General features: G+C 55.5%; 22 protein-coding genes and 1 riboswitch. Of the genes, 13 read left to right on the top strand and 9 right to left on the bottom strand.

Annotated features, from left to right (window positions below):
* Positions 1–302 (bottom strand): IS200/IS605 family transposase (gene tnpA / locus M3223_RS19995; protein ID WP_251564904.1); only part of this gene is annotated, 302 nt, incomplete at its 3' end.
* Positions 303–448: 146 nt separating this feature from the next.
* Here tnpA and M3223_RS19990 point away from each other — a divergent pair.
* The 8 genes from M3223_RS19990 (at position 449) to M3223_RS19955 (ending at position 11,196) form a co-directional block, all read left to right on the top strand.
* Positions 449–1,930: a carboxylesterase/lipase family protein gene (locus M3223_RS19990; RefSeq protein WP_251564902.1), complete on the top strand. Its 1,482-nt coding sequence runs from the start codon at positions 449–451 to the stop codon at positions 1,928–1,930.
* Between the two features lie 138 nt (positions 1,931–2,068).
* On the top strand, positions 2,069–3,157 hold the full coding sequence (locus M3223_RS19985) for a DUF1835 domain-containing protein (protein WP_251564900.1): 1,089 nt from the start codon (positions 2,069–2,071) through the stop codon (positions 3,155–3,157).
* A 435-nt stretch (positions 3,158–3,592) separates the two neighbouring features.
* A complete protein-coding gene (argS, locus tag M3223_RS19980; protein ID WP_435368032.1) occupies positions 3,593–5,455 on the top strand; it encodes an arginine--tRNA ligase in 1,863 nt (620 codons plus the stop codon).
* Positions 5,456–5,554: 99 nt separating this feature from the next.
* On the top strand, positions 5,555–5,692 hold the full coding sequence (locus M3223_RS19975; RefSeq protein ID WP_251564896.1) for a hypothetical protein: 138 nt from the start codon (positions 5,555–5,557) through the stop codon (positions 5,690–5,692).
* Positions 5,689–6,078, top strand: a complete 390-nt coding sequence (locus M3223_RS19970; protein WP_251564894.1) for a hypothetical protein — start codon at positions 5,689–5,691, stop codon at positions 6,076–6,078. The genes M3223_RS19975 and M3223_RS19970 overlap by 4 nt, the downstream gene beginning before the upstream one ends.
* A 104-nt stretch (positions 6,079–6,182) precedes the next feature.
* Positions 6,183–6,376: riboswitch (cobalamin riboswitch) on the top strand.
* A 22-nt stretch (positions 6,377–6,398) separates the two neighbouring features.
* Positions 6,399–6,635 carry a hypothetical protein gene (locus M3223_RS19965; protein WP_251564892.1) on the top strand — a complete coding sequence of 79 codons (237 nt, stop codon included), beginning with the start codon at positions 6,399–6,401 and terminating at the stop codon, positions 6,633–6,635.
* Between the two features lie 166 nt (positions 6,636–6,801).
* Positions 6,802–8,898 (top strand): S-layer homology domain-containing protein, encoded by a 2,097-nt coding sequence (locus M3223_RS19960; RefSeq protein ID WP_251564890.1) that lies wholly within the window; start codon positions 6,802–6,804, stop codon positions 8,896–8,898.
* 180 nt (positions 8,899–9,078) lie between these two features.
* Complete coding sequence (locus tag M3223_RS19955; RefSeq protein ID WP_251564888.1) at positions 9,079–11,196, top strand: LTA synthase family protein; 2,118 nt, start codon at positions 9,079–9,081, stop codon at positions 11,194–11,196.
* A gap of 131 nt (positions 11,197–11,327) precedes the next feature.
* On the opposite strand, the gene M3223_RS19950 is transcribed toward M3223_RS19955, so the two are convergent.
* From M3223_RS19950 to M3223_RS19930, 5 genes are all read right to left on the bottom strand, one after another.
* Positions 11,328–11,879: a hypothetical protein gene (locus M3223_RS19950; RefSeq protein ID WP_251564886.1), complete on the bottom strand. Its 552-nt coding sequence runs from the start codon at positions 11,877–11,879 to the stop codon at positions 11,328–11,330.
* A gap of 112 nt (positions 11,880–11,991) precedes the next feature.
* On the bottom strand, positions 11,992–12,894 hold the full coding sequence (locus M3223_RS19945; RefSeq protein ID WP_251564884.1) for an ABC transporter permease subunit: 903 nt from the start codon (positions 12,892–12,894) through the stop codon (positions 11,992–11,994).
* The gene (locus M3223_RS19940) at positions 12,891–13,835 is read right to left on the bottom strand and encodes an ABC transporter ATP-binding protein (protein ID WP_251564882.1); all 945 of its coding nucleotides are present in this window, start codon (positions 13,833–13,835) and stop codon (positions 12,891–12,893) included. Before M3223_RS19940 ends, M3223_RS19945 begins: the two co-directional genes overlap by 4 nt.
* Positions 13,832–15,007 (bottom strand): hypothetical protein, encoded by a 1,176-nt coding sequence (locus M3223_RS19935; protein ID WP_251564880.1) that lies wholly within the window; start codon positions 15,005–15,007, stop codon positions 13,832–13,834. Before M3223_RS19935 ends, M3223_RS19940 begins: the two co-directional genes overlap by 4 nt.
* 19 nt (positions 15,008–15,026) lie before the next feature.
* Entirely contained in the window at positions 15,027–15,629 is a 603-nt protein-coding gene (locus M3223_RS19930) for a sigma-70 family RNA polymerase sigma factor (RefSeq protein WP_251564878.1), read from the bottom strand.
* A 283-nt stretch (positions 15,630–15,912) separates the two neighbouring features.
* Between M3223_RS19930 and M3223_RS19925 the strand changes: the two genes are divergently transcribed.
* Positions 15,913–17,817 (top strand): LTA synthase family protein, encoded by a 1,905-nt coding sequence (locus M3223_RS19925; RefSeq protein ID WP_251564876.1) that lies wholly within the window; start codon positions 15,913–15,915, stop codon positions 17,815–17,817.
* A 797-nt stretch (positions 17,818–18,614) separates the two neighbouring features.
* On the opposite strand, the gene M3223_RS19920 is transcribed toward M3223_RS19925, so the two are convergent.
* Positions 18,615–19,364, bottom strand: a complete 750-nt coding sequence (locus M3223_RS19920; RefSeq protein ID WP_251564874.1) for a GTP pyrophosphokinase — start codon at positions 19,362–19,364, stop codon at positions 18,615–18,617.
* A gap of 129 nt (positions 19,365–19,493) precedes the next feature.
* Complete coding sequence (locus M3223_RS19915) at positions 19,494–20,267, bottom strand: alpha/beta fold hydrolase (RefSeq protein ID WP_251564872.1); 774 nt, start codon at positions 20,265–20,267, stop codon at positions 19,494–19,496.
* Between the two features lie 105 nt (positions 20,268–20,372).
* On the opposite strand from M3223_RS19915, the gene M3223_RS19910 reads away from it, so the two are divergent.
* From M3223_RS19910 to M3223_RS19895, 4 genes are all read left to right on the top strand, one after another.
* Positions 20,373–21,221: a PPK2 family polyphosphate kinase gene (locus M3223_RS19910; protein WP_251564870.1), complete on the top strand. Its 849-nt coding sequence runs from the start codon at positions 20,373–20,375 to the stop codon at positions 21,219–21,221.
* A 78-nt stretch (positions 21,222–21,299) separates the two neighbouring features.
* Positions 21,300–22,196, top strand: coding sequence for an aldo/keto reductase (locus M3223_RS19905; protein ID WP_251564868.1), 897 nt, complete (start codon positions 21,300–21,302; stop codon positions 22,194–22,196).
* A gap of 103 nt (positions 22,197–22,299) precedes the next feature.
* Positions 22,300–22,461 carry a DUF6254 family protein gene (locus tag M3223_RS19900; RefSeq protein WP_251564866.1) on the top strand — a complete coding sequence of 54 codons (162 nt, stop codon included), beginning with the start codon at positions 22,300–22,302 and terminating at the stop codon, positions 22,459–22,461.
* Positions 22,462–22,613: 152 nt separating this feature from the next.
* Positions 22,614–23,126 (top strand): GNAT family N-acetyltransferase, encoded by a 513-nt coding sequence (locus M3223_RS19895; protein ID WP_251564864.1) that lies wholly within the window; start codon positions 22,614–22,616, stop codon positions 23,124–23,126.
* A gap of 176 nt (positions 23,127–23,302) precedes the next feature.
* Here M3223_RS19895 and M3223_RS19890 read toward each other — a convergent pair whose 3' ends face one another.
* Positions 23,303–24,283 carry an oxidoreductase gene (locus M3223_RS19890; RefSeq protein WP_251564914.1) on the bottom strand — a complete coding sequence of 327 codons (981 nt, stop codon included), beginning with the start codon at positions 24,281–24,283 and terminating at the stop codon, positions 23,303–23,305.
* Positions 24,284–24,501 lie beyond the last annotated feature (218 nt).

Below are 24,501 nucleotides of genomic sequence, written 5' to 3'. Positions count from 1 at the left end.
GGCATGTGATTCAAGTGTTCAAAATGTTGACGCAACCGACGAGAAGTGATTCCTTTTACTTTTGCCATGATTTCTGTTGGAGAATCGGTTGGCAAGACGTTGAGAAAGAGATGTACATGATCTGGCAAGACTTCCATTGCAACAATGTTCCAATCATGTTCGAAACAGATTTCCTGCACAAGTTGTTTAAGTTGTGTTTCAACCTCATTCATCAGTACCTTTCGTCTGTATCTTGGGCAAAATACAAAGTGATAATTGAGTAGTGAAACCGTTTTTTTGGTCGTTCTGTATTCTTGGCTCATGAGCATAATGTATCAGTTTGTTGTATAAAGTGCAACGAATGTTTTCAAAGTTAACCAAGTTTGGCTGATTCATCCCAATCCTAAAGGAAAGGGCTTTCTCAGCCGAAATTCTGTAAACTAATTGGGCTCCGAAAGGATGATCGTACATGGACTCTCTTCTTCTCCGCATCCGCAGCGGACTGCTACAAGGAATACGCCAGAACGGCGTCCGTTCCTGGAAAGGCATCCCGTTCGCTCAGCCCCCTGTCGGCAGCCGCCGTTTCAAAAAACCGCTGCCTCCCGCAGCATGGGAAGGTGTCCGGCAAGCATCCCTGCCAGGCCCGCTCGCGCCGCAGCCGGTTGATCCTTCGGGAGGATCGTTCCGTCTCATCCGCACCGGAATCCCGCAGTCGGAGGATTGTTTATACCTGAATGTATGGGCGCCAGCCGAACCGGTGGACGGGCCGCTGCCAGTTATGGTTTGGATTCACGGCGGCACCTTTGTCACAGGCGGAGGCGGCCTTCCGATCTATGACGGAGCCAATCTCGCCCGGCGCGGCGGACTGATTGTCGTGACCGTAAACTATCGCTTGGGAGCGCTCGGTTTCCTGCATCTTGCTCCATTTTCCAGTGCGGCCGATCCGGACGGTTATGTCAGCAACGCCGGGCTGCTGGATCAAGCGGCAGCGCTGGAATGGGTGCGCGACAATATTGCCTCATTCGGTGGAGACCCGGAACGCGTTACCGTGTTCGGTGAATCAGCCGGGGCGATGAGCATCGCCGCCCTCATGGCGATGCCCGCAGCCAAAGGCCTGTTCCGGCAAGCCATTTTGCAGAGCGGCGCTTCCCAGGCGCTGCCCGACGCGCAAGGACGGGTACTGACGAAAGCATATCTGGATATGCTTGGCGCAGATTCTCCCGAAGCGCTCTCCGGACTGGACGCCGCTCAGCTGCAGCAGGCTTCCGACCGGTTCAAGCAGGCTGCCGGCGAAACGGCAATTATGCTGTTCCAGCCCGTTGTTGACGGCGTCTCGCTGCCGGCGGATCCGTTGCAGGCGGTCGCTGCCGGATCGGCGGCCGGGATCGAGCTGTTAATCGGCACTAACCTCGATGAAGGCTCTCTGTTCATCCGGCCCGGCATGCGGCTGCTCAGCGACGAGGATAACGCCCGCGCCTACAGCGCCGTCACCGGGACGCCGGAAGCGGCGGAGTGGATTAACCATTACGAACGGACGGTTGAAGGCCAGCAGCAGGTGATGACTGATCTGTTTTTCCTCCGTTCCGCGCTGCTGTTCGCCGATGCCCAGCTGGAATATGCCAGTGTCTGGCGGTACCGCTATGATTTTCGCTCTCCTGGGCATTCTGTGTTTGCCACCGCATTCCATGCGGCGGAAATTCCGTTTGTGTTCGGCCATCTGGAGCTGCTCCGCTCGGTTGGCATCGACATTGACGCAAACATGGAAAGGTTGTCCGCGTCTGTACAGGATGCATGGATCGCTTTTGCCAGGAACGGAAGCCCCGCGACGGCGGAGCTGGACTGGCCCGCTTATGAAGCCGGACAGCGGACGGTCATGGTGCTGAACGCCGACAGCCGCGCTGAGCTTGATCCCGATGGCGGCAAGCGGCGGATGCTGACGGGAAAGAATTAATTACGGAAAGGCCGGGCGGCATCTTTGGATGTCGGCCCGGCCTTTTTTCGTATTTGCCCTTCCACCGCCTAGTCATTCGTCCTTTTCATGTTAAAATAATTCCATACTATTCCATATAAGAGGAGGATTGGATTCTGAATGCAAAAAATCTTGCAGGCAGCAGGCTTGCTGGAGGATGGAGAGGCCCGCGCGTTGCTGCGGCTTGCGCTATTGAATATACGAGAGTTGAAGGCAACGGATAAGCCTGTTGAGGAAGCTGTCGATAAACTGATTCTACTGTACGACTCATTTCTTGAAGCGGAAGAACGGACTGCCCTCCCCCTCCCCGGCCCGGACAGCGAACTTGTCCACATCGTTTGCGGAGAATCTTTTGGAGGCAGCTTAAGACATGCTCTCAGGCAGTTGAACTTGCTCGGCCCGCATGTCGTGGTCACGCTGCCCGAACATTATGCAATCGGGCCGCTGGAAGGATGGGACACTCCCGAGGGAATAGAGTTGCGAACAACCTGGTTCCGAGATCATATTTGTTATGAAATGCATAACGACTGTGACTTCGAGGCGGGATATGCGGAGCTTCTGGACACGCTGGACCGGATCCCGGCGCAGGCGGGAATTATCGTCTGGACGAGCAGAAGCGTCGTTGAACAAATTGGAATGAGGCACGTCCTTCATCTGCTGCAAGACAAGTTAAACCCGATTGCCGTTTATGACGCTTGTGATTATTGCGAAGGGAAGTATAACCGAACGGAAACCTATATTAATTATAAACGTTCGGGCGAAATCCCGACCGATAAGCTTCGGGAAGCTCTGTTAGGGCTACTCGCGGCGGTCGAACGCAAAGGTGCGGATTCAGAAGGCCCTTGGCTGGACAGCCCGATTCGGGAAAAACTGAGGACGGATTGGCAGGACATCTCTAAGCACTCAAAGGAGCTTAGAATTTGGCAGAACGGAGCTGTCGTCGAGGTGTCCCCGGATTACTTTGATTCCTACCTGCTGGAGAGACTGGATGAGATCAGACCTCCCCATGGTAATGGCGAATTTGTCAAATCAGCCCGCCTAATTGGAGGAGCTCTCGGATACTGCGACCAGGATATTAGCGAATATTTCTTTGTAGATCGCTTGCGGCAGCTCGCTTACTGTGGCGCGCTTGAAATTAAGGGCATTCCAGCAGCAATGAGATTTTTCAGCGTTCGGCGAAAAAAACAGAATGCCGGCAGCAGCGTGTAAACATGCCGCTTCCCCCTTGCTCTACTTCCAGTCATCCGCTATACTTGTTGGAAATTACATCCAACGCATGCGATGAACGGGCAAGTACCCGGCCGCAGCCGCACACAGAGAGCCGGGATTGGTGGGAACCGGCGGCGGCGGGCTGGCGGAAACGGTCCCGTGAGCAGGCGACCGAAGTCCGCCCCAGGCGGATGCGTAGGCTCGCCCGGACTGGCCGATACCCTGCCAAGTGGCCGCTTTTGCCGATGCATCGTTTTCGCTCCGAAAACATGCTCCCGTTAAAGGCTGCCGACAAGAGTGGCACCACGGACAAAGCCTCCGTCTCTTTTTGAGACGGGGCTTTTTTGCGTTCGCCGCAGTCGCCCCTATGCCAGCTTGCCCGTCCCATCCCCATGCCCAATCTACCGACAGGAGCTGAACGAACCGATGACGACACTGCTCCAACAATCCGCAGCCGCGCTTCTCTCGCCATGGACCGGCATTAACGAGGCAGAGCTTGCCTCCCGCTTTGAATACCCGCCGGATGAATCACTCGGCGATCTGTCTCTCCCCTGCTTTCCGCTGGCCAAACAGCTGCGCCGGGCTCCAAACGCCATCGCTGCGGAGCTTGCGGCTCAGGTGAATGCAGCCGGTCAGCCTGCACCTTCTCCCATTCGCTGGCGCGCCGAAGCAGCTGGAGGTTTCCTTAACCTGAGCGCCGTCGGTTCGGAATGGATCGACGCCGTGCTGGCGGAGGCGGAGTCTCCGCAGCTTGGACGTCTGACGGACGGCACGGGCAGACGTGTCATCATCGACTACTCCTCGCCCAACATCGCCAAGCCGTTCGGAGTCGGCCATCTGCGCTCCACCGTCATCGGTCATGCGCTTGCCAATCTGCACCGCACAGCTGGCTGGGAGGTTGTAACCGTCAATCATCTCGGCGACTGGGGCACACAGTTCGGAAAGCTGATTTCCGCCTATAAGCGCTGGGGCAACCGCGCTGCGCTGGAAAACGATCCGATCGGTGAGAGCCTGAGGCTGTACGTGCGTTTCCATGACGAAGCCGAAGACGCTCCCGGGCTTATTGACGACGGCCGCGATTGGTTTGCCAAGCTGGAGCAAGGCGATGAGGAGGCACACGACTTATGGACTTATTTTGTCCGCGAAAGCCTCAAGGAGTTTCAGCGTATCTACGCTAGGCTGGGGGTAAGCTTCGACCGCTTGCTCGGGGAAAGCTTTTACAACGATCAAATAAAAGCTGCGGTTGAGAGACTGCAAGCGGCGGGATTGCTGGAGGAAAGCGAAGGCGCAGTTGTTGTGCGGCTGGATGCAGAAGGCATGCCCCCATGCCTAATGCTGAAATCGGACGGCTCCTCCATTTACGGCTCGCGCGATCTGACAACGGCGCTGTACCGCCGCGAGCAGATGAACGGCGACAAGCTGCTGTACGTCGTCGGCGCGGAGCAAAGCTTGCATTTTCGCCAAGTGTTCGCCGTGCTGGAGAAGCTGGACCCGACCTGGGCAGACATCGAGCTCGTTCATGTTCCGTTTGGCCTGATGAAAATGGAAGGGCGCAAAATGTCCACCCGCCGCGGAAAAGTCGTGTTTTTGAATGAGGTGCTTGAGGAAGCGGTACAGCGCGCATCGGCCGTTATCGAGGCCAAAACGCCGGACTTGCCGGACAAAGAGGATATTGCAGAGGCTGTCGGCACAGGAGCTGTTATTTTCGGAGATCTGCGCAATCGCCGCATGCTGGAGGCCGACTTCAAGCTGGAGGAAATGGTCAGCATGGAGGGCGAAACCGGCCCTTACCTGCAGTACACGCATGCCCGGGCGCGCAGCCTGCTGCGTAAAGCGGAAATTCTCGGCATCCTGACAAACGGCAGTCCGGCGGACCTGAAAAGCGACGAACCGGCTAATGCTTTAGAGGCTGCGGATACAGCTGCCGCGCTTCATCCTCAGCACGCATCAGGCGCTCCAAATCCGCACCCTCTCGATACGCCTGCCGCACGCGCCTGCCTGTTCAAGCTGAGCCAGTACAGCGAGGCGATCCGCGGCGCGCTTCGCGAGCATGAGCCTTCCTTTGTAGCCCGCTATTTGCTGGATTTGGCCAAAACGTACAATCGCTTCTATAATAGCGGCAAAATTCTGGACCTGGCCCCGCCGCAGGAGCAGTCCGCAGCCGGGACCGCGCCGGGTGAAGCCGCTTCGTCTGCGATTTGCGCTGCCGCCTCCAAGCTGCGCCTTAGCGAAGCCGTTGCCGATACGCTGCGCCACGGGCTTGCGCTGCTCGGTCTGAAAGCTCCTGATAAAATTTAACCTTAAAGTTCAATTTAACTATTGATACGCATGGATCAGGATGGTAAAATTGGATAGCGAACAAGTGTGCTTATCCTCTCATAGAAAGGCTGATCGATCATGGCGGACCCTAAACAACCTCCTGCTCCCGGCGTATCTCCGGCGCTTGATACCAAGGAGGATCAGGCGCTGCGGCTGGCGCGGCAGCTGCTCCTGCTTCACCGCAACGCTTTCCGCAAGCTGTCGGAGCGATCATGACGGAGCAGCTCACCGTCCCGCAGCTGCTGGAAATTCATATGATGCATCAGGAGGGCTTTAACGTTAGTCCCGGCTTCCGCAATCCCGGTTTTCTGCTGCAGCTCGTCGACAAGCCGCTGCTGGACGGTTTTGCCGGGGGCTGCGACGCCTCATCGCTCGTGCGCCAGGCTGCCCATTACTGGCATGACTTGGCGCGGGCGATGGCTTTTCGAGACGGGAACGCCGCGCTTGCGGTTCACGCGATGATGACGTTTCTGCTGCTCAACGGCCAGGAGCTGGACGTCCCTGAGGACGATCTTGTGGAGGCGGCTATTTTATGCGTCGGCTGGAAAATGGATCTGGAGCAATGCGAGTCTTGGATTCACCGTTACTTGCGCCATTCCTGACTGCTGCACCGATCCGTCTCGACATTTCCAGTCGGAATAGATTGTTATGTTCCTTCTTCTATAGACAAACATCCGGCCTCACCTTATGATAAATGAGATTATTCTATAATCACGGTTATTCAGGTGCCCTGAGCTATGCGGCTCTTGGGCTTAATAGGGAAGTCCGGTTCAAGTCCGGCGCGGTCCCGCCACTGTACAAGCGTAGTTTCCTGCAGCAGCCACTGTCCTTCAAGGACGGGAAGGCGCAGACGAACGATGACGCTCCAGCCAGGAGACCTGCCTGAATGCCCTCGCGCAATGCCTCTCGGGGGGTAGAGTCATTGCGCAAACGCCCCGGCGCCGCTGGATGCGGCGGAATACTGATGCTGTCCCAGGTTTGGAAACGGTCCGTCTATCCAAGACTTATTGCGCCAACAGCCGCTGTTTTCCAGGCCGCTCCGTCTTTGCAGCTCACCGCGTTAATACCGCAGGTCAGCATGCTGCCGGACTGGAGTGACCGTCATGCCGAGCGATACTCGCCCGCTTGGCGGACGTCCTGCAAGCCGAATGCCGTCTGACTCGTCGGCGGCGGCTGCAGAATGCTGGTGCAGAGCATCGCCGGGGACCGCGACATTGCATTCATACCGCCCTTTTCGGGTGGTTTTTTTATGACCGGGAAGGTTCTGCCAAGCAGTCTCCCTCCCCCTCCCGCACTCAAATTCCGCTAAAGAAAGAAGGTTGTTTGTGTTGAAAGTTTTTTTTAACCGGACGATGCTGGCGCTGCTGTTAGCATTCGCCCTGATCCTGCCTGCCGCCGTACCGGCTGCTCCAGCCGCAGCCGCGCCGGATACCGCCTCCATCCTTAACGGAGCCGGACAAGCGCTGCTGAAAGCCGGAATCAAATCCGACTGGGACGCCATTGCCGCTTCCCAAGCCGGGCACGAGCTGCCCGCCTCTTATTTGTCTAAGCTGCGTACCGTCATTGAGAAGGAAGCTCCGGCGTTCCGCAACGTCACGGACTTTGAACGCGTAGCAATGGCCGTTACCGCTGCCGGCGAGGATGCCTCCTCTTATGCCGGTCTTAACCTGATTGAGCGCATTTACAATAGCGACCGGATGCTTAATCAAGGCGTCAACGGCCCCATCTATGCGCTGCTGGCTCTCGATTACGGGAACTATGAGATTTCTGCCAATGCCAAGTGGTCCCGGGAGAAGCTCGTCGCTGAGCTGCTCAAAAACCAGTCGGCTGACGGCAGCTTTGCCTTCCCTGGTGACAAAAACGGCAACCCGGATTTGACGGGCTCCGCACTGACGGCGTTGGCTCCTTATATTGGACAAGCCGAGGTGAAACAGGCCGGAGAGCGCGCCGTCGCCTGGATCAAGTCCCAGCAAAATAAAGACGGCGGCTTCACCAGCTACGGCGAATCCAGCAGCGAAAGCGTTGCGCAGGTCATCATCGGCCTTGCATCCGCTGGTTACGATCCTGCCGGAGCCGAGTTTACCCGGAACGGCAAAAACCTGATCGACAGCCTGCTTGCTTTCCGCAATGCGGACGGCAGCTTCGCTCACGCGCTTCCGCTTGCCCCGAATCCTTACGGCGCTTACCAATCCGTGCAGGCGCTTGCCGCCTATGAGAAGTTCAAAACAGGCTCCGGCAGCCTGTACACGAAGCCAGCCCCGGCAGTAACAGTTACGGTAGAAGGCCCCGAGTCGACGCTTGGAGCAGGCGTCACCCGTGCCGTTTATGCCATGGACGCCCTGACTCAAGCTGCCTCCGCGCTCAAGCTGAACGTCGATGTGAAGGAAATGTCATTCGGCAAATACATCAATTCCATTAACGGAATTACCGGCGGCAAATACGGCGGTTACGACGGCTGGATGTATGCGGTTGAGCGCAAAGGCAAATGGATTAATCCATCGGTCGGAATGGGCGAGTTCAAGCTTGAAGCCGGCGACCGTCTCGCTGTATTTTATGGCAACGGCACAAAGCTGATTGGCTCCGTAGACGTTAGCCCGCGCCAGCCGCGCGACAACCAGGCGTTCGCTGTCGAGGTCAAGCAGCAGGAGTGGGACTATACGGCTAACGCCTTCACCGTTACTCCAGCGGCAGGCGTCACCGTTAAAGCCGGCGGCGTCACGGTTACGACCGACGCATACGGCGTAGCCAGCTTCCAGCCGCTTCCTGCGGGAAGCTACGATTTGTCCGTTACAGGCTACAGCGCATCCAAAGCGCCTTCCGTGCTCAAACATACGGTGAAACTGACCGTAGGCAATACGGCCGTGAAGTTTGCCGATGAGAGCAAAATCGCCCCATGGGCGCTGACATCCGTAAAAAACGGTTATGCTTCCGGACTGATTAGCGGCACAACCGGCGGCGGCAAACCGGCGTTTTCGCCGAAACAAGAGCTGACCCGCGCTCAGTTCGCTTCGCTGGCCGTCCGTCTGCTCGGTCTCGATGAAGCCGGCGCTCCAACTGCGCCGTCCGCCTTCTCCGATGTAAAAGCCGGCAGCTGGTACGAGAGCGCTGTGCGCATCGCTTCCGCACACGGCATCATCTCCGGCGTTGGCGGCGGCAAGTTCCTGCCGAACGCTCCGGTGAGCCGCCAGGACATGGCCGTTATTTTCGCCCGTGCCCTCAAGCTGGATACAACTGACGCTGATGCGCCGTCCATTAAAGACCTGCGTTCCGCATCCGCATATGCCGTATCCTCCATCATCGCGGTGCACAACAGCGGTCTCATGGTTGGCGATGCCAATGGCAGCTTCAATCCCAAAACAACCGTCAGCCGCGAAATGGCTGCCGTTGCTATTCTCAACGTATATGAGCGTTTGAACGGTTAGCTCCAGCCAGGCTCTGACACCCCTTTCTCCTCCCGCTCCGGGCTGAAGAAAGGGGTTTTCTTCCGTTTGCCTTCTTAGTTTGTAAATGCCAACCGCTCCCATTACAATAACTAAGTAATGATCTAATATTGGCATGGCAGCCCCGGGCAACCGGCGGCTCGGAAGGAGATACCCGAACCCGTGTATGACCTGCAGCAGCAGCCGAGCAGGGCTCAAGTATTTTGGTTAAGCCCTTTTGTTCTTTTCACCTTAACAATGTTATTTAAAATCTATCTCGCCGCTTTTGTCATCTTTGGAGGCGACAATACGTCGCAAATGCTGGTAAGGGAATTGCCGACCGTATGGGCCGCCTTTCTGCTAATTGAACTATTTTCACGCAAACACAAGCTGATGGCCTACCTGATCGTCAATCTCGCGTTTACCTCGATTTATTTCGCCGTAATTATGTACTACAAATATTTCGGCATCATCGTAACCTACCACGCGCTTAGCCAGGCCGGCCAAGTGACTGAGGTAAAGGGCAGCGTGTTCCAGCTGCTGCATCCTTATTTCATGCTTATTTTTGTCGATATCGTGCTAGTATGGCTGCTGCTCGGCTTCAACAAAAGGCTGCGCCGCAGCTGGAGACCGATTGCAAACCGCAGGCTGATGTCCTGGCGTATCGCTCTTCCCGCAGCCATTCTCATGGCTGGCGCCTGTTTTGCGGCTGTTTGGCCGAGCCGTGCCATTGCGAATGAGCTAGTGCAAACCGAACGGATGGGCATCATCAATTACGAGCTCTTTTTAATCGCCACGCGCGGCAATGAAAGCTTCGTGCCGTTGTCGTCCGTCACCCAGCAGGAAATTAACCGTCTGAAGGGCTTGCAGCAGCAAGCCGGACAGCCCAAAAACTTTGGAGCTGCGGAAGGTCGGAACGTCATTGTCATTCAGCTGGAGGCGTTCCAAAACTTTGTGCTGAACAAAACCGTTGAAGGCCAGCAGATTACGCCTCATCTCAACGAGCTGATCAAACAAAGCGTGTACTTCCCCCGCTTCTACCAGCAGGCGGGCTCCGGCAACACGTCCGATGCCGAGTTTTTAACGAATACTTCGCTTTATGTGCCGCTGCGCGTTCCTGCAACGGAAGCCTATTCCGGCAAATCGCTTCCTTCCCTGCCGAAGCTGCTGAAGGCCAAAGGGTATGAAGCGATGACGTTCCACACAAACGATGTGGCTTTTTGGAACCGCAACGAGCTGTACCGGGCGCTTGGCTTCAACCGGTATTACGACACAGAGTTTTATGGAGAAGAAGACGTCGTTGCTTTTGGGGCCTCCGACGAGGTATTGTACCGCAAAACCGTAGCGGAGCTGAAAAAGGTCCGGCAAGAGGAAAACAAACCTTTTTATGCCATGATGATCTCGATGTCAGCGCATCATCCTTACAATATTCCAGAGCGTAAAGTGAAGCTGAAGCTGTCGGAGACGTACGAGGACAGCTTTGTCGGAGACTATCTGCGGGCGCAAAACTATGCGGATTACGCGCTCGGACAGCTCATTCAGGAGCTGAAGGATGCCGGGCTGTGGGAAAACAGCATGCTCGTTATCTACGGCGACCATATGGGACTGCCGATCTACTCGCTTAGCGACGAGGATTTGAAGCTGCTGGAGACAATAACCGGCCGTGCTTACGACTCCTCCCAAATGCTCAACATTCCGCTGATCGTGACCGCTCCCGGCGCTTTAATGCCTTCGGTGGAAACGACGGTTGGCGGACAAAGCGACATTATGCCGACTATAGCTAACCTAACGGGCTTAAAGCTCGATGGCCAGCTGCATTTCGGTCAGGATTTGCTTAACGAGCGCAGCAATCTGCTGCCGGAAAGATACTATCTTCCGTCGGGCTCCTTCATTAACGACAAGGAAATTTTCATTCCGGGCATAGGTTTTGCCGACGGCCGGCGAATTGAGCTTCCGACTGCGAATGCAGCAGCAGCTGGTGCCGGGTCAGCAGGCGGCACCGGAGCTGCCCAAGAGCAGCAAACGGAGCAAGGCAGCAGCGGGGATGCCGCTTCTAAGAATTCGGGCAACGCCACTCCTGCGCCTGGCGGCCCAGGCGAGCCTTCTGGGGCAAGCGGCGACGCAGGTCTCGGCAACAGTGCTGACGATCTCGCCGACGGCGGCCCGGCCAGCGCAACGCAGGAGCAGTTCGACCGCGCGCTGAAGCTGCTGCGCATGTCGGACAGCTATGTGCGTTCCCTGCCCTCCACGGACAAGGATCCTGCGCCGCTGGACGGCGCCAAAGCCTCGGCCGGCAAATAACCGGGCTACTACGCCTGCCCTGATTTCAATAGAAAGAAGCCTCCAGACCCTGCGCAGGGTTTGGAGGCTTCTTTCTATTGCAGGGATGCACGATATAAAAAATAGGCCGATTCCATTGAACGGCCTGATCATTATCGATAGCTATACGTTAACAGCATGACACCGGTCAGCGCGTCTACAACGACGTTTGCTTCCCGCAGCGAGCCGTTGCCGGGTACAGCTTGAGCAGCCGAGCCATACAGGCCGCCTTTTACATTCACATTCTTAAATGTCACGATGAACACGGGAGTGCGATTCAGCCTGCCTGACTTGCGCAGCTCGGGATTGGCTGCCAGCGCTTCCGCCGAGAAGGTGAGCATCGTATCGCTTGACATCAAGCTGTAGGAGCAGCTTACGGAGGAGGCCTCCTTGGTAAGCGACGGATAAGACCAGGATGCGTTGCGTATGGCGCGGTCTTCCGTTATTTTGCTCAATCCGGGTTGGGGCGGTGACGGATGCGAATCCGGCGGATCCAGCATAATGCCGTATTGCTGCAGCCCTTTGTTCGTTTCGGAGGCGGGAACATTCACCGCAGCTTCAACCACGCCGGCATCGTCGGCGTGATTAAAATGCCATCCGACCGCGCCAAGCAGCATGCCAGCCATGATCAGGCTCAGCCCCAGCAGCTTTGGTCCTTTCCGCATCCCGTTGCCTCCTATCCGCTTCCCTTCCTGTAGTTACACTATAGACGCATACAAGCTGCTATGAGTTGCAGCAAATTTTTATCCTTACAAATTGCGTTTATACCTGCTTACCCTATAAGTCCTTGCGCTGAAACCGCCATGCGCCAAATGCAAAGGCAGCTGCCGTATACAGCAGGGCATACCACAGGAAGGCCATTGTCGGCGCTGCGCCGATTCCAAACAGCGACTCCTGACCGCTTGCTTTCATGCCGATCAGCTCGGACAGGCCAGGGACGTTAAATAACCGGCCCAGCATCATCCGGTGCAGACCGTCCGCTGGCATCGCCAGCGATAAAAGTCCCGCAATGTTGGACAGCGATTCCCCTAATTTGCCGCCGCCGTTCGTGCTTAAAGAGGATACCTGCGTAATCACCTTTTCAATCATGCCGCCGAGCCATCCGCCCCCGTACAGCATCGTCACAAACACGCCGTTGCCAATTCCCGAAAAAAACGTCGAGCCCAGCATCGACAGCGTAACCAGCACAACAACGATCATTCCAAAAAACAGATAAGCGGAAATGAGGTTGGCCGGATCGCGGGGCACGCTGGCGTGATAGCCGGTAATCGCGATAATGGCCGTAAACAAAATAAGCGCATAAACGAGTCCAAAGCTGACAAACCCGAGCCATCTGCCTGCATACCACTGCCAGCGCGCTAACGGTTTAGGCGCAAGCGCCTGCAGAACGCCAAGCTCCGCCTCTCCCGATATAGCCGAGGATGAACTGAAAATCGATAGAAACGCGATCACAAATCCGCCGAAAAAGAAGGCGAGGCTCAGAATGAGCATGCCTCTTGCAAACATTTCCAAAATAAACTTGGGATCATCCTCCGCCAACCCGAATCCAAAAACTTCATTTGAAATCGCGGACGCAATAAACCATAGGGCGATCAGAAAAGCAGCTGTCATAATGCCGGTAAGCAGCACGACGCGCTTGCGCATTAGCTCCTTCCAGGTCAAGCTCCAGATAATGCTCATGCCTTCTCCCCCCTGTGGCTCTTGCCGGCCAGCTCCGTCACGAACCACTCCTCCAGCTTCGTACGCATTTTTGCGCTTTCGTACAGCGTCATGCCTTGATCCACAAACACACGGTTAAGCCAGCCCGCCTGCTCCTCCGACTCCAGCTCAACCTCAAGAACAGCCGAACCGTCCAAGCGGGACGCGGCAAGCTTTATCGCCAATCCGCTCTCCGTTCTCAGCCATTCCAGCAGCTGCGGCTCAAACCCGCCGACCCGGATTGTCCAAACGAGACGCTGCTGAAGTACGTCCTCCACCCGGCCCTGCTGAAGCACAATTCCGTTATTGAGCAGAGCCACCCGGTCGCAGATCGCCTCGACATCCTCCATCAGGTGAGAGTTGAGAAAAATCGTCTTTCCCTGCGCCTTCAAATCATAGAGCAGCTTCCTGACCTCGGCGCGGCCGATTGGGTCCATTGCAGATGAGGGCTCGTCCAGAAAAAGAATGCGCGGATCGCCGACGAGCGCACAAGCCAAGCCCAGCCGCTGCTGCATCCCTTTGGAATAGTTTTTGACCCGATCCTTGGAGCGCAAGCCTATGCCGACCTGATCCAGAAGCTCGGGCACGCGCCGCTTTGTTTCCTCGCCTCCCAGACCGGCAAGCTTGGCATGCAGCCGGACGACCTCATCGCCGCTTAGCCATTCCTGATAACGGTACAGCTCCGGCAAGTACCCGATCATGCGCCGGGCGGCGACGCTTCCCGCAGGTTCGCCAAACAGCGAAGCCCGACCTTCCGTAGGGAAGATCAGGCCGACGAGCATTTTGACATACGTGCTTTTACCTGCGCCGTTTGGGCCGAGGAAGCCGAAGGCTTCCCCCTCCTTCACGGTGATCGAGACGTCGCTGCAGCCGCGTCCGTTCGGATACCGCTTTGTCAGCGCTACAGTTTCAATTGCATTCACGCGCCGATCATCTCCTCCAGCTTGCTTTGGAAAAAGGTTTCCAGTTCTTTATCAACCGCTCCGCCGTTTGCATAAACCGAAGCGACCGTCATGACGCCGTCTTTCACCCAAGTGGCCTCTTTTTTGAATTCGTCCTTGATGACAAGAACGCTGACGCCGCCGATATTCAGCTGCTCCGAGCTGCTGTTTTTGGAAGAGGGAACCATAAGCGGCAGCTGGCCGTTCAAAATTGCATTTTTCTGCAGTCCGCTCTTCAGCTGATCCGGAAGCATCGGGAAGCTCAGCACGGTATCAATCGCATCTTCAAGACCGACCGAGGAGTCCATCGTCAAGGAAGGCACCCTCACCTGATCAATCTGCAGCGATTTGTCGCCGTCAACGATGGCATAATGGACGCTAGGCCCTACCTCCAGCTTCACCGTTTTTCCGTCAATGCTTTGCGGGAACAGCTTTTTGGCGCCGAGCTGCTTCATCGTTTTATTGATTTCGTCCACATTCAGCTTCAGCTGAATCTTCATATCGTTGTTTACATACAGCTTATCCTTCGGTGCGCCCACGGATGCGGGAAGTACAGCAAAGCCCAATCTTTTCTCCGCGTCCTCACGGCTCATTTCTCCGTTGAATGTTCCAGTCTCGACCTTAAACTCGCCATAGCGGTTAACCGCTTCCTCTGTTACCCCTTGGGCAAAAACGCTGCTAAAGAGCTGCTCGAGATCCGACTCTCTCACTTCCGTCACTTTCTCCATGCGGAATTGGCCGAGCAGGGAAGCAAGCGCATTGTTGCCCGCAGGCGTAGCGACTGCGCCCAGGACAACAACCGCAGCTGCGGCTCCAACCGCCCAGCGGCGAATCCGGCCCATGCGAGCTGGTTTTTTCATGACGGGCGCCACGCTGTCCCCATGCATCTGTACCGTCTCTTTTTTATTTTCATTCATTTTTGTATTCGCCTCTTCCTCAATGATTTGATTTTGTTTTGCCTGCTGCTGCTGCTCCGTTTCATGCTGCTGCTCCAGCTTCGACCAGGCCGGAGAAGGATTTTCCTGCTGCAGCGTCCGCATCAGCTTTTCCCAAGCTTGATCTGTATCTGTCGTATAATCCGCTTCCCGCCCTGCGCTTGCTGCTGCAGGCCCTTGAGTCGGATGATTAAATTCATCATGCCCTTTGCTTGTCATGCGTTCTCCTCCTTTTCCTTTAATGAAGCTCGGCGCGCGATTTAAATTCCGCCTCGCGGTTGAACCCTTTCAGAGCACCGGCGCTCCCGCATGAGCGCTTCTCGTGCGTTTCGCTGCCGGCACTGGCCGCCCGCCGCTTTAACCGCTCTGTTGCCCGCGATAACAGCGTGCCGACTAACGGCGGACGGACGCTCAGCTCCTCTGCAATCTCCGCATAGCTGTAACCGGAGTAACGAAGCAGCAGCGCTTTGCGGTCCCGCTCATCCAGTTCATCCAGCCATTCACGGACCTCCTCCTGGTCCAGCTGCCGCATCAGCTCTTCCTCTCCCGAGGGAACCGCGCCATCACCTTCGGGCATTTGTTTTCCCTGCCGTTCCGCCAGCCTGCGGTCACGAGCCATTTTATCCATATAGTCGTAAGCAAGCCGCGTCGCCACCCGGTGCAGCCAAGCGCCAGGAGTCTCCAGATTGTCCGGCGGCTGCCGGTATAACTTCAAAAACGTTTCCTGAGCCAAATCCTCCGCCGCCGCATCATCGCGAACGAGCGAGGCCAGCTTTCGGAGCACGCCGGGATAGTATTCATAAAAAATCTGCTTATAGAGCTTTGGTTCCGGAATCCCCAAAGTTCAGCCTCCTTCCTTGCTGCAGCTATCCTATAGACGGATGATATCCGCCGGTTGTATCAGTCTGGCTGAAAAAAAACTTATATCCCTTAAGTTCCCTCAACTTTAGTACCTCTGGCTGCCTTTCCTGCTTTTTGACAAGGCTTTATACCCGGTTCATAATGTACACTAGTGTTTGTAGCCATTTTCTAAACCGTTTCTGACGGTGCGGTCCATTCATCACGTTCAGCCAGAATTGCTTATAGATCATCAACATCATTATTTAACGAAAGGAAGAGTTACCTTGCAGCAGAATCGTTTAACTCGGCTGCTGGCCAGCCGGCCCTTTTTATTTTTCTCCGTCCTCATCCTGCTGAAAAGCATGCTGACCTGGTTCGTCATATTTGACGATGGACCATCCTGGGCGATTCTTATTACCGAGCTGCCCTTTGCCTGGCTGATCTTCGGCCTGATCGAGATGTTCGCGCGCAAGCGCAAGCTGATTTATTACGTCATCGCCGACGCAGCGTTGACCGGCATTTTATTTTCCGTATTCATGTACCATAAATACTACGGAGTTATCGCCACCTGGCAGGCGCTGCAGCAGGTTAACCAGGTAACAGCGGTAAGCAACAGCGTGTTTTCGCTGATGGACCCTTATTACACGCTGATCTTTTTGGACATTATCGTTATCGTTTATCTGCTCATTCGCCGCCGCAAAGAACTGCTGACGAACGACAACCGCCAACAGAGCGAATTCAGCCGGCGGAAAGCTGTTTTTGCGGGAGTCGTGGTGCTTTCCTTCTCGCTTTGCCTGTTCAATGTTCTTCCCAATCGCGCCAGCATGAATGAGCATACAAAAGCGGAAGAAATGGGCATTCTCAACTATGAAGCTTACGCGTTGCTGGACAGCAGCAGCGAAGAGGATTTGCTTGACGCCGATGAGGTTACCCAAGAGCGCATTGACGAGCTAAAAGGTACCGAATCGCCGGCAAATCCCGCTTTTTTCGGAGCAGCTAAAGACAAAAACGTCATCATCGTACAGCTGGAATCGTTCCAGAACTTCCTGATCGGCCTGAAGCTGGACGGCAAGGAAGTGACACCGAATCTGAATAAGCTTGCACGCGAAAGCTTGTACTTCAACCGCTTTTATCAGATGGTCGGCCAAGGCAATACGTCCGACGCCGAATTCGTCGTCAACTCTTCCTTCTACATTCCGGAAAGCGGAGCGGCCGCGATGAGCTACGCCTACAAGGAAGTTCCGAGCCTGCCCAAGCTGCTTAAGCAGTATGGCGGTTATGAGTCTGCGACCTTCCACACCAATGTGGTGGACTTCTGGAACCGGCGCGAGCTTTATAAAGCCGTAGGTTTTGACAAGTTTTACGACCAGTCATATTTCGGCAAAAACAATTCGGTTTATTTCGGATCGGACGATGAGGTGCTGTACGCCAAAACGCTGGATAAGCTGAAGGAAATGGATGCTTCGGGCAATCCTTTTTACGCTCAGATTCTGTCCATGACCGCGCATCATCCATTCTCCTTGGTGCCGGATTCTCCGGGTTACGAGCCGTTTGAGCTGCCCGAACGGTACAAGGATACGTTTGTAGGCGACTATATCAGTGCCCAGCATTATGCGGATTACGCCTTTGGCCAGTTCGTGGACGGCCTTAAACAATCCGGCCTGTGGGACGACAGCTTGCTTGCCGTGTACGGCGACCACCAAGGACTGCCGATCTTCTCGCTGGACCGCAAGGATAAAGAGCTTATGGCCGAAATTTACGGCAAGGAGTACGGCTACTCTGAGATGACCAATGTGCCGCTGCTGCTTTCCATGCCGGGATTGGAGCCGCGCACGATTGAATCGATGGGCGGACAGGTGGATATTTTGCCTACCGTGGCCAATCTTGTCGGAGCTTCGATGGACGGTCAGATTCACTTTGGGCAGGATTTGCTCAATGAGTCGTCCAACATTATTCCGCAGCGTTATTATCTACCTTCCGGTTCGTTCTTGAGCGGCCAGTCTCTCTATATCCCCGGTGTAGGGTATGAGGACGGCACGCGCTACGAGCTGAAAAAGGATCTGCCGGCTAACGGCACGACGAAGGACGATTATGATCGCGCCCTGGAGCTGCTGCGGCTGTCCGACAGCTTTATGACCGGACTGCCGGAGCATGGCGGCGCTCAGCCTCCAGCGGCGGATGAGAAGTAGCTTGGCATGTCGCCGCCGGAATTAAGTCCAGAAATGGACTCAATTCCGGCGGCTTTTTTGTTTTTGGGAGAGTTCGGGTCAAAATAAGACCCTTTTTACCTTTATTTCGCTCGATTTCCGTGGTTCGGACCGAAATAAGACCCTTTTTACCCTTATTTCACTCGATTTCCGTGGTTCGGGCCGAAATAAGGCCTTTTTTACCCTTATTTCGCGCGATTTCCGTGGTTCGGACCGAAATAAGACCCTTTTTACCCTTATTCCGTTCGATTTCCGGGGTTCGGCCCAAAATAGGGCCGGTTTTACCCTATTTCACACCATTACCGGGCTTCGGCCCGAAATAGGGCCGGTTTTACCCTTATTTCACTCTATTCCCGGAGTTCGGCCCAAAATAGGGCCGGTTTTACCCTTATTCCGTTCGATTTCCAGGATTCGGGCCGAAATAAGGCCGGTTTTACCCTTATTTCGCGCGATTTCCGTGGTTCAAACCGAAATAAGACCCTTTTTACCCTTATTTCACACCATTACCGGGCTTCGGGCCAAAATAGGGCCGGTTTTACCCTTATTTCACACCATTACCGGGCTTCGGCCCGAAATAAGGCCGGTTTTACCCTTATTTCAATCGATTCCCGGAGTTCGGCCCAAAATAAGGCCGGTTCGCATGAACAAAGCAAGCGCTCAACCGCTTGCTCCGTTTTAATTTACATAGCAAAAACCCCCGCCGGCTGAGTCGCCCCCCATAAAAGAGAAGCAGCTCATAACCAGCGGGAGCCTACATTAGCGCTCTACACTATCGTTACCTAACTTGAGAAATCGCCCAGCAGCCGAAGCAGCTGTGAAGGCACATCGCTCTTATTGCCACGCCCATCATCTAGAAGCGCCGGGAGATAACTCTCTGTCTCCTCTTCCTCTTCATTTTGGAGGGACTCGACCTCGCGGTGCAGCCGTTCCATTTTGATGTCGAGCGCAGCTGCGGAATCCGCCGCCTCCTTCAATTCGCGAAGAAGATGCTCCGGCACCGCCTTGTTGTACTTGTAGTACAGCTTGTGCTCCAGACTCGCCCAAAAATCCATTGCAATCGTACGGATCTGCACTTCGACAAGCACCTTTTCCGCCCGGTCGGACATGAATACCGGAACCTCAACGAGCAGGTGCAGGCTTTGGTAACCGTTCGCCTTTGGATTCGCGATATAGTCCTTAACGTCGATAATGCGCAGGTCATGCTGGACCTTGAGCATCTCGTGAATGCGATAAATATCCGATACAAACGAGCAGGTAATGCGCAGGCCCGCGATATCCTTGATCGTTTCTTTAATGGACGGCAGCGACAGCTCGCCATTTTTGCGGGCAATTTTATTAATAATGCTTTCAGGCGATTTGACCCGCGACTTGGTGTGCTCAATGGGATTATAGTCGTGGAGAAGCTGGAACTCCTCCTTGAGAATTTCGATCTTTGTTTCCATTTCATCGAGAGCGAATTTGTACATCATCATGAAACGCGTAATTTCGTTTTTGAGTCTTTTCAACTGCAGCAGCTGAGGAGAGTTCATAATGGGCTCCTTTGCCCGGCCGGTAAGGCCGCTTCTTTATCCCCCTTATCATCTCACAGTTAGCAGGCAGATTTCAAAAAAACGCTCAGTCCACTGATTGGTTCTGCTCCAGCATCCCATTAATTCCAGTTAAGGCTGAACATCATATCTATTCATCCATTCCCTAACAGCGGAGGCAAGAGCATCAGGTTCCGTTCTGAAAACGTCATGTGCCGAGTATGGAAAATGGCGTACTTCCATTTGCCGCTGTCCTTGGACTTTCTGCTGAGCTGCGGCCCTAACTTCCGCCTCTTCCGACCTGCTTAAATATAGCTCCAGCTTATCGTCTGGCAAAAGCGATCCCTCCAGCAGACCGCGCATCACAAGCTGCGGCAGCTCGGCTGGCGGAGCAATGAGACGGTCATCTGACTCACGCTGAATCCCCCAAACAGCCTCCGGTCTTATAAATTTTGTCCTGCCGGACGGGATTAAATAATCGTTAATGTACCCCTCCGCCCATTCACGGGTCATGCGGAGATGAACAGGCGGATAGTCAAGCAGCATCAAGGATTGGATACGTTCCGGCTCATTACGGGCCAATGCCAGTGCATAAGAGACACCCCGGGAGTATCCATATAGATGATATCGTTCAAGCTGGGCCGCCTCCCGAATGGCTATTACATCTTCCAAATGCTCCTCCAGCGTGTAGCCCGATTCAGGAGTTGCGCTCTGTCCTCGCCCTCGAAAGCTAAGCACGATACAGCGCCTTGGCGTCATAAGCTCCATGAATGGAATATATTCTTCTGCCGACATCGATAAGCCGGGGCAAATCATTAGCGGCAGCATTCCCCTCGAGCTTTCATCCGCACCGCTGTCCAATCCGTGAATTTGCACGCCGCCGCTCTGCGCCCAAATTTCTTTCATGCGCCCACATCCTTTTTTCGCATACTAGGGTGACCAAGCAGGATTTGAACGATTTGAGGGTAAACTATCCGTATGGATGATTTTAACATGCCAGGAGGGATATCCGTGAACATAGACCGATACCGGCTGGGCAGCGATTCCAAGCTAAAGCTGAAGGCTTTTGATCCTGAGGATACCGGCGGCTTTAAGGGCAAAGACGATATTCAGAACGAATACAACGGGCTTCTGGAACGGCTGGAGGAGCAGCAGGACCGTCTGTTTGCTTCACAGTCCCATGGAGTGCTGGTTATATTCCAAGGCATGGATTGCAGCGGTAAGGACGGCGTGATTAAAAAAGTATTCCGGGGCATCAATCCATCCGGCTTCCGGGCCTACAGCTTTAAAAAACCAACCGAGGAGGAAGCGCGGCACGACTTCCTGTGGAGAGCCCATCGCAGCGTCCCTGCCCGGGGATATATGACCGCCTTTAACCGCTCCTACTACGAGGAAACGCTGATTACCCGCGTTCACGGCAGCATCGGCGACAAGGAGGCGCGGCGGCGTTTGAAGTCCATTCGTCATTTTGAGGAAATGCTGTACTCCCAGAACATTGTGGTGATGAAATTCTTTTTGCATATCTCGCCCGAATTCCAGCTGCAAAAGATTCGTGAACGCATGGAAACTCCCGAAAAGCTGTGGAAATTCGATCCCTCCGACCTGGAGGAGCGCAACCATTGGAAAGCCTACACCGCCGCCTATGAGGATGCGATAAACCGCACTGCGACCAATCAATGCCCGTGGCAGATTATCCCCTCCAACAACCGCTGGTACCGGAATTATTTGGTGCTGCGATTGATCGTGGAAGAACTGGAAAAACTGAACTTGCATTATCCTACACCCGAACTAAGCGTCTCATTGAATTTGGACGATCTGGCTCAGAACGGGACCAAAAAAGGAGAAGCGGCAACAACTTAGACCGCTTCTCCAGGTTCAAACCTGCGGAGCATGGGGTAAATTTCCTGAATTATATGACAACAGGAGAGTGATGAAGCAATGGAACGCAGGCGGTACGGATCGACCGACATGGAGGTTAGCGCGCTTGGCTTTGGAGGCTCTGAAATTCAAAGCGGCGTTTCGCTGTCCGTCGTGGAGCAGCTGCTCTCCAGCGCGCTGGATGCAGGGCTGAATCTGATCGATACAGCCGAGTGTTATGGGGACAGCGAGGAGCTGATCGGACGAGCCGTCAGCGGGCGGCGGCAGGACTATTATCTGTTCACCAAATGCGGCCATGCAAAGGAGCTCGAAGGCGAGGACTGGTCCCCCGCCATGCTGGAGCAAAGCATCGATCGCAGCTTGAAAAGGCTGAGAACGGACGCCGTGGATATGATTCACCTGCACAGCTGTTCGGAAGAGGTTTTAAAACGCGGCGATGTCATTGAGGTGCTGCTGAGGGCCAAAAAAAAGGGCAAAACCCGTTATATCGGTTATAGCGGCGACCATAAGGCGGCGCGTTACGCGGTGGAAAGCGGCCTGTTCGATTCGCTTATGACCTCGTTCAACATTGCGGATCAGGAGGCTGCCACGCTAACGCTCCCGCTCGCCCGCGATAAAGGCATGGGAGTGACGATTAAACGTCCCGTTGCCAACGTCGCCTGGCTTGGCGGCTCAGAGCCCAAAAGCGAATATGCCAAACCTTATTGGGAACGGCTGCAAAAGCTCGACTACCCTTTCCTCAAGGATAACGCGGAGGAGTCGGTTCGTACGGCGCTGCGTTTTGCACTGACGCCGGAGGCAGTGCACACCGCCATCGTGGGCACGACTAAACCCGGACGCTGGTCGGAAAATGCCTCTATGCTGCGCGAAGCCTCACGCTTGGACGAAGAGGCCTATGTGTCCATCCGCAGCCGCTGGGACAAAACGGCCGGCAGCGACTGGGTCGGCTTAGGCTGACCACCGCCTCTTTGCCCCGGGGTAGAAGCATGGCGTTTTGTTTCCAACCTGCATAGGAACCCCCTTCTTCGCCCACTCTAGTTCACAGGAAGGAGGGGACCCCATGAGCACAGCAAAACGCCGACGCGAAAGCAACTGGAAACAGCGCAAGCAGCATCAGAATCCGCACGGTAAAATCAAGTCGCTGGAGGAATATGCCGACGAGATTGGAAGCGTGCCCGCAGCAGGAGCATCAGCCGAATCCAGCAACGGAGAGCAGTCCTAAGGTCCCCTTTGTCCGGCCCGCCCGCCCTCTCCTGGAGGGAAGCGGGCTTTTTGAGCTGCCTCCCCTGTATAACTAGAACCGTATAGCTTGAGCTCGATTGTTCATGCTACGATAGCGGTAGTGGAAAACAACCGAGAGGATGCTGCTGCCGTATGAACGAACCGCTGCTTGACTATACCTTAATGGATGCGACGCCGGAGGACCTGCCGGGCATCGTCGACATCTACAATACAACGATAGCCGGACGAATGGTTACCGCCGATCTGGAGCCGGTGACGCCTGCAGACCGCCAGCAGTGGTTTACCGAGCATTCGCCGGATTTCCGTCCGCTCTGGGTGCTTAAAGACGGGTCCGGGACCGTGTCCGCATGGCTAAGCTTTCAATCCTTTCACCCGCGAGCCGCTTACAACGGTACGGCGGAGGTCAGCATTTATCTCTCGCCCCAGCTGCGCGGGCAAGGAGTGGGCGGACTGCTGCTTCAGCGAGCGATGAAGGCATGTCCGGAGCTTGGCATTCATTCCTTGGTCGGTCTTGTCTTCGGGCATAACGAGCCGAGCATTCGCCTGTTCCAGCGGCATGGCTTTGAAATATGGGGACGTATGCCCGCTGTGGCTGTGCTTGACGGGATCGAACGCGATCTGGTGTTTGTCGGCCGAAAGGTTTAGGCTGCCGGCAAAAAGCCCCCAGCCTGCCGGCGGCGGCAAGCACCAATAACGCGCAAGCGGACTGAACTCCCGGCTCAGCTGCCGCTTCTGTTCGACCCCAACTCCAGCTCTGAGCCCAACAGAAAAGCCATGGAGGTACGGCAGCTGCCGCGCCTCCATGGCTTTTCTTTGTAAGATTACTCTTTGTCCTTCATCAGCGACACAACTTTGCGCCCGGACGAGGCTCCGCGCAGCAGCTCCTTGGCCGCCCCCGGCACCTCGGCCAACCCGATCTCCGAGACCAGCTGCTCCAGCTGCCGCGGCTTCAAATCACCCGCCATCCGTTTCCAAAGCCGCAGCCGCAGCTCCCGCGGAGCCCACACCGAATCAATGCCGTGCAAGCCGACGCCCCGTAAAATAAACGGAAACACGCTGGCCGGCAAATCCGCCCCGCCTGTCAATCCGCATGCTGCCACGGCGCCGCCGTACTTCATCCGGCTCAGAATGCAAGCGAGCATCGGGCCGCCGACGCAGTCCACCGCGCCGGACCAGCGCTGCTTGTCCAGCGGCCTGGCTTCCTCCGGAAGCAGCTCCTCGCGGGGCAGCACACGCGCTGCCCCAAGCTCCAGCAGGCGGGCCTGCGCCTCCTCCTTGCCCGATACCGCCTCCACCTCATAGCCGAGCCGGGCCAGCATCGATATGGCCAGCGTGCCAACGCCGCCGCTTGCGCCCGTTACAACAACCGGCCCGGACGAAGGCGAAACGCCGTTGTCCTGCAGCTTTTGCACCGACATTGCCGCCGTTAAACCTGCGGTGCCCAGCGCCATCGCTTCACGCTCGCTAAGGCCCTTGGGCAGCGGCACCGCCCATTCAGCGGGAATGCGGGCGAATTCAGCATAGCCGCCGTGCTGGCTTACGCCGAAGCCGTACCCCGTCACGATGACTTTGCTGCCGGGCTTCACCCTTTTATCCGAGCTTTTCATCACTTCGCCTGCGCCGTCGATTCCTGGAATATGAGGATAACGGCTTACAATTCTGCCATCCGGCTCAAGCGCCAGCGCATCCTTATAGTTAATGCTGGAATAAGCCACCTTGACGAGAAGCTCCCCTTCCGGCAGCCGGGCCTCTTCAACGGTCTGAACGAATGCTTCCACATCCTCATCCCGACGGTCTACCATCAGCGCTCTGAAATGCACGGCAATCCCTCCTTCATCGGTCTCGCTGTCTAGGCAGCAGTTTCAGCCTTTCCCTTATTTTCCCCCTCTTGTGATGCGGGGGTCAAGTCCAGCATCTTCCGCTCGGTTTCAACGATGTCCAAAAAAGCCGAATTGAGCTTAGGAAGCCCCAGTCGGCATGAAAACAATAACTGATGAAAGAGAAGTCGGCGCTGTTCGGC

Source organism: Paenibacillus pasadenensis (assembly GCF_023715725.1).
In the GTDB taxonomy this organism is placed as follows: Bacteria; Bacillota; Bacilli; order Paenibacillales; family Paenibacillaceae; genus Paenibacillus_O; species Paenibacillus_O pasadenensis_A.
This window is presented reverse-complemented; position numbering and strand designations above follow the sequence as displayed.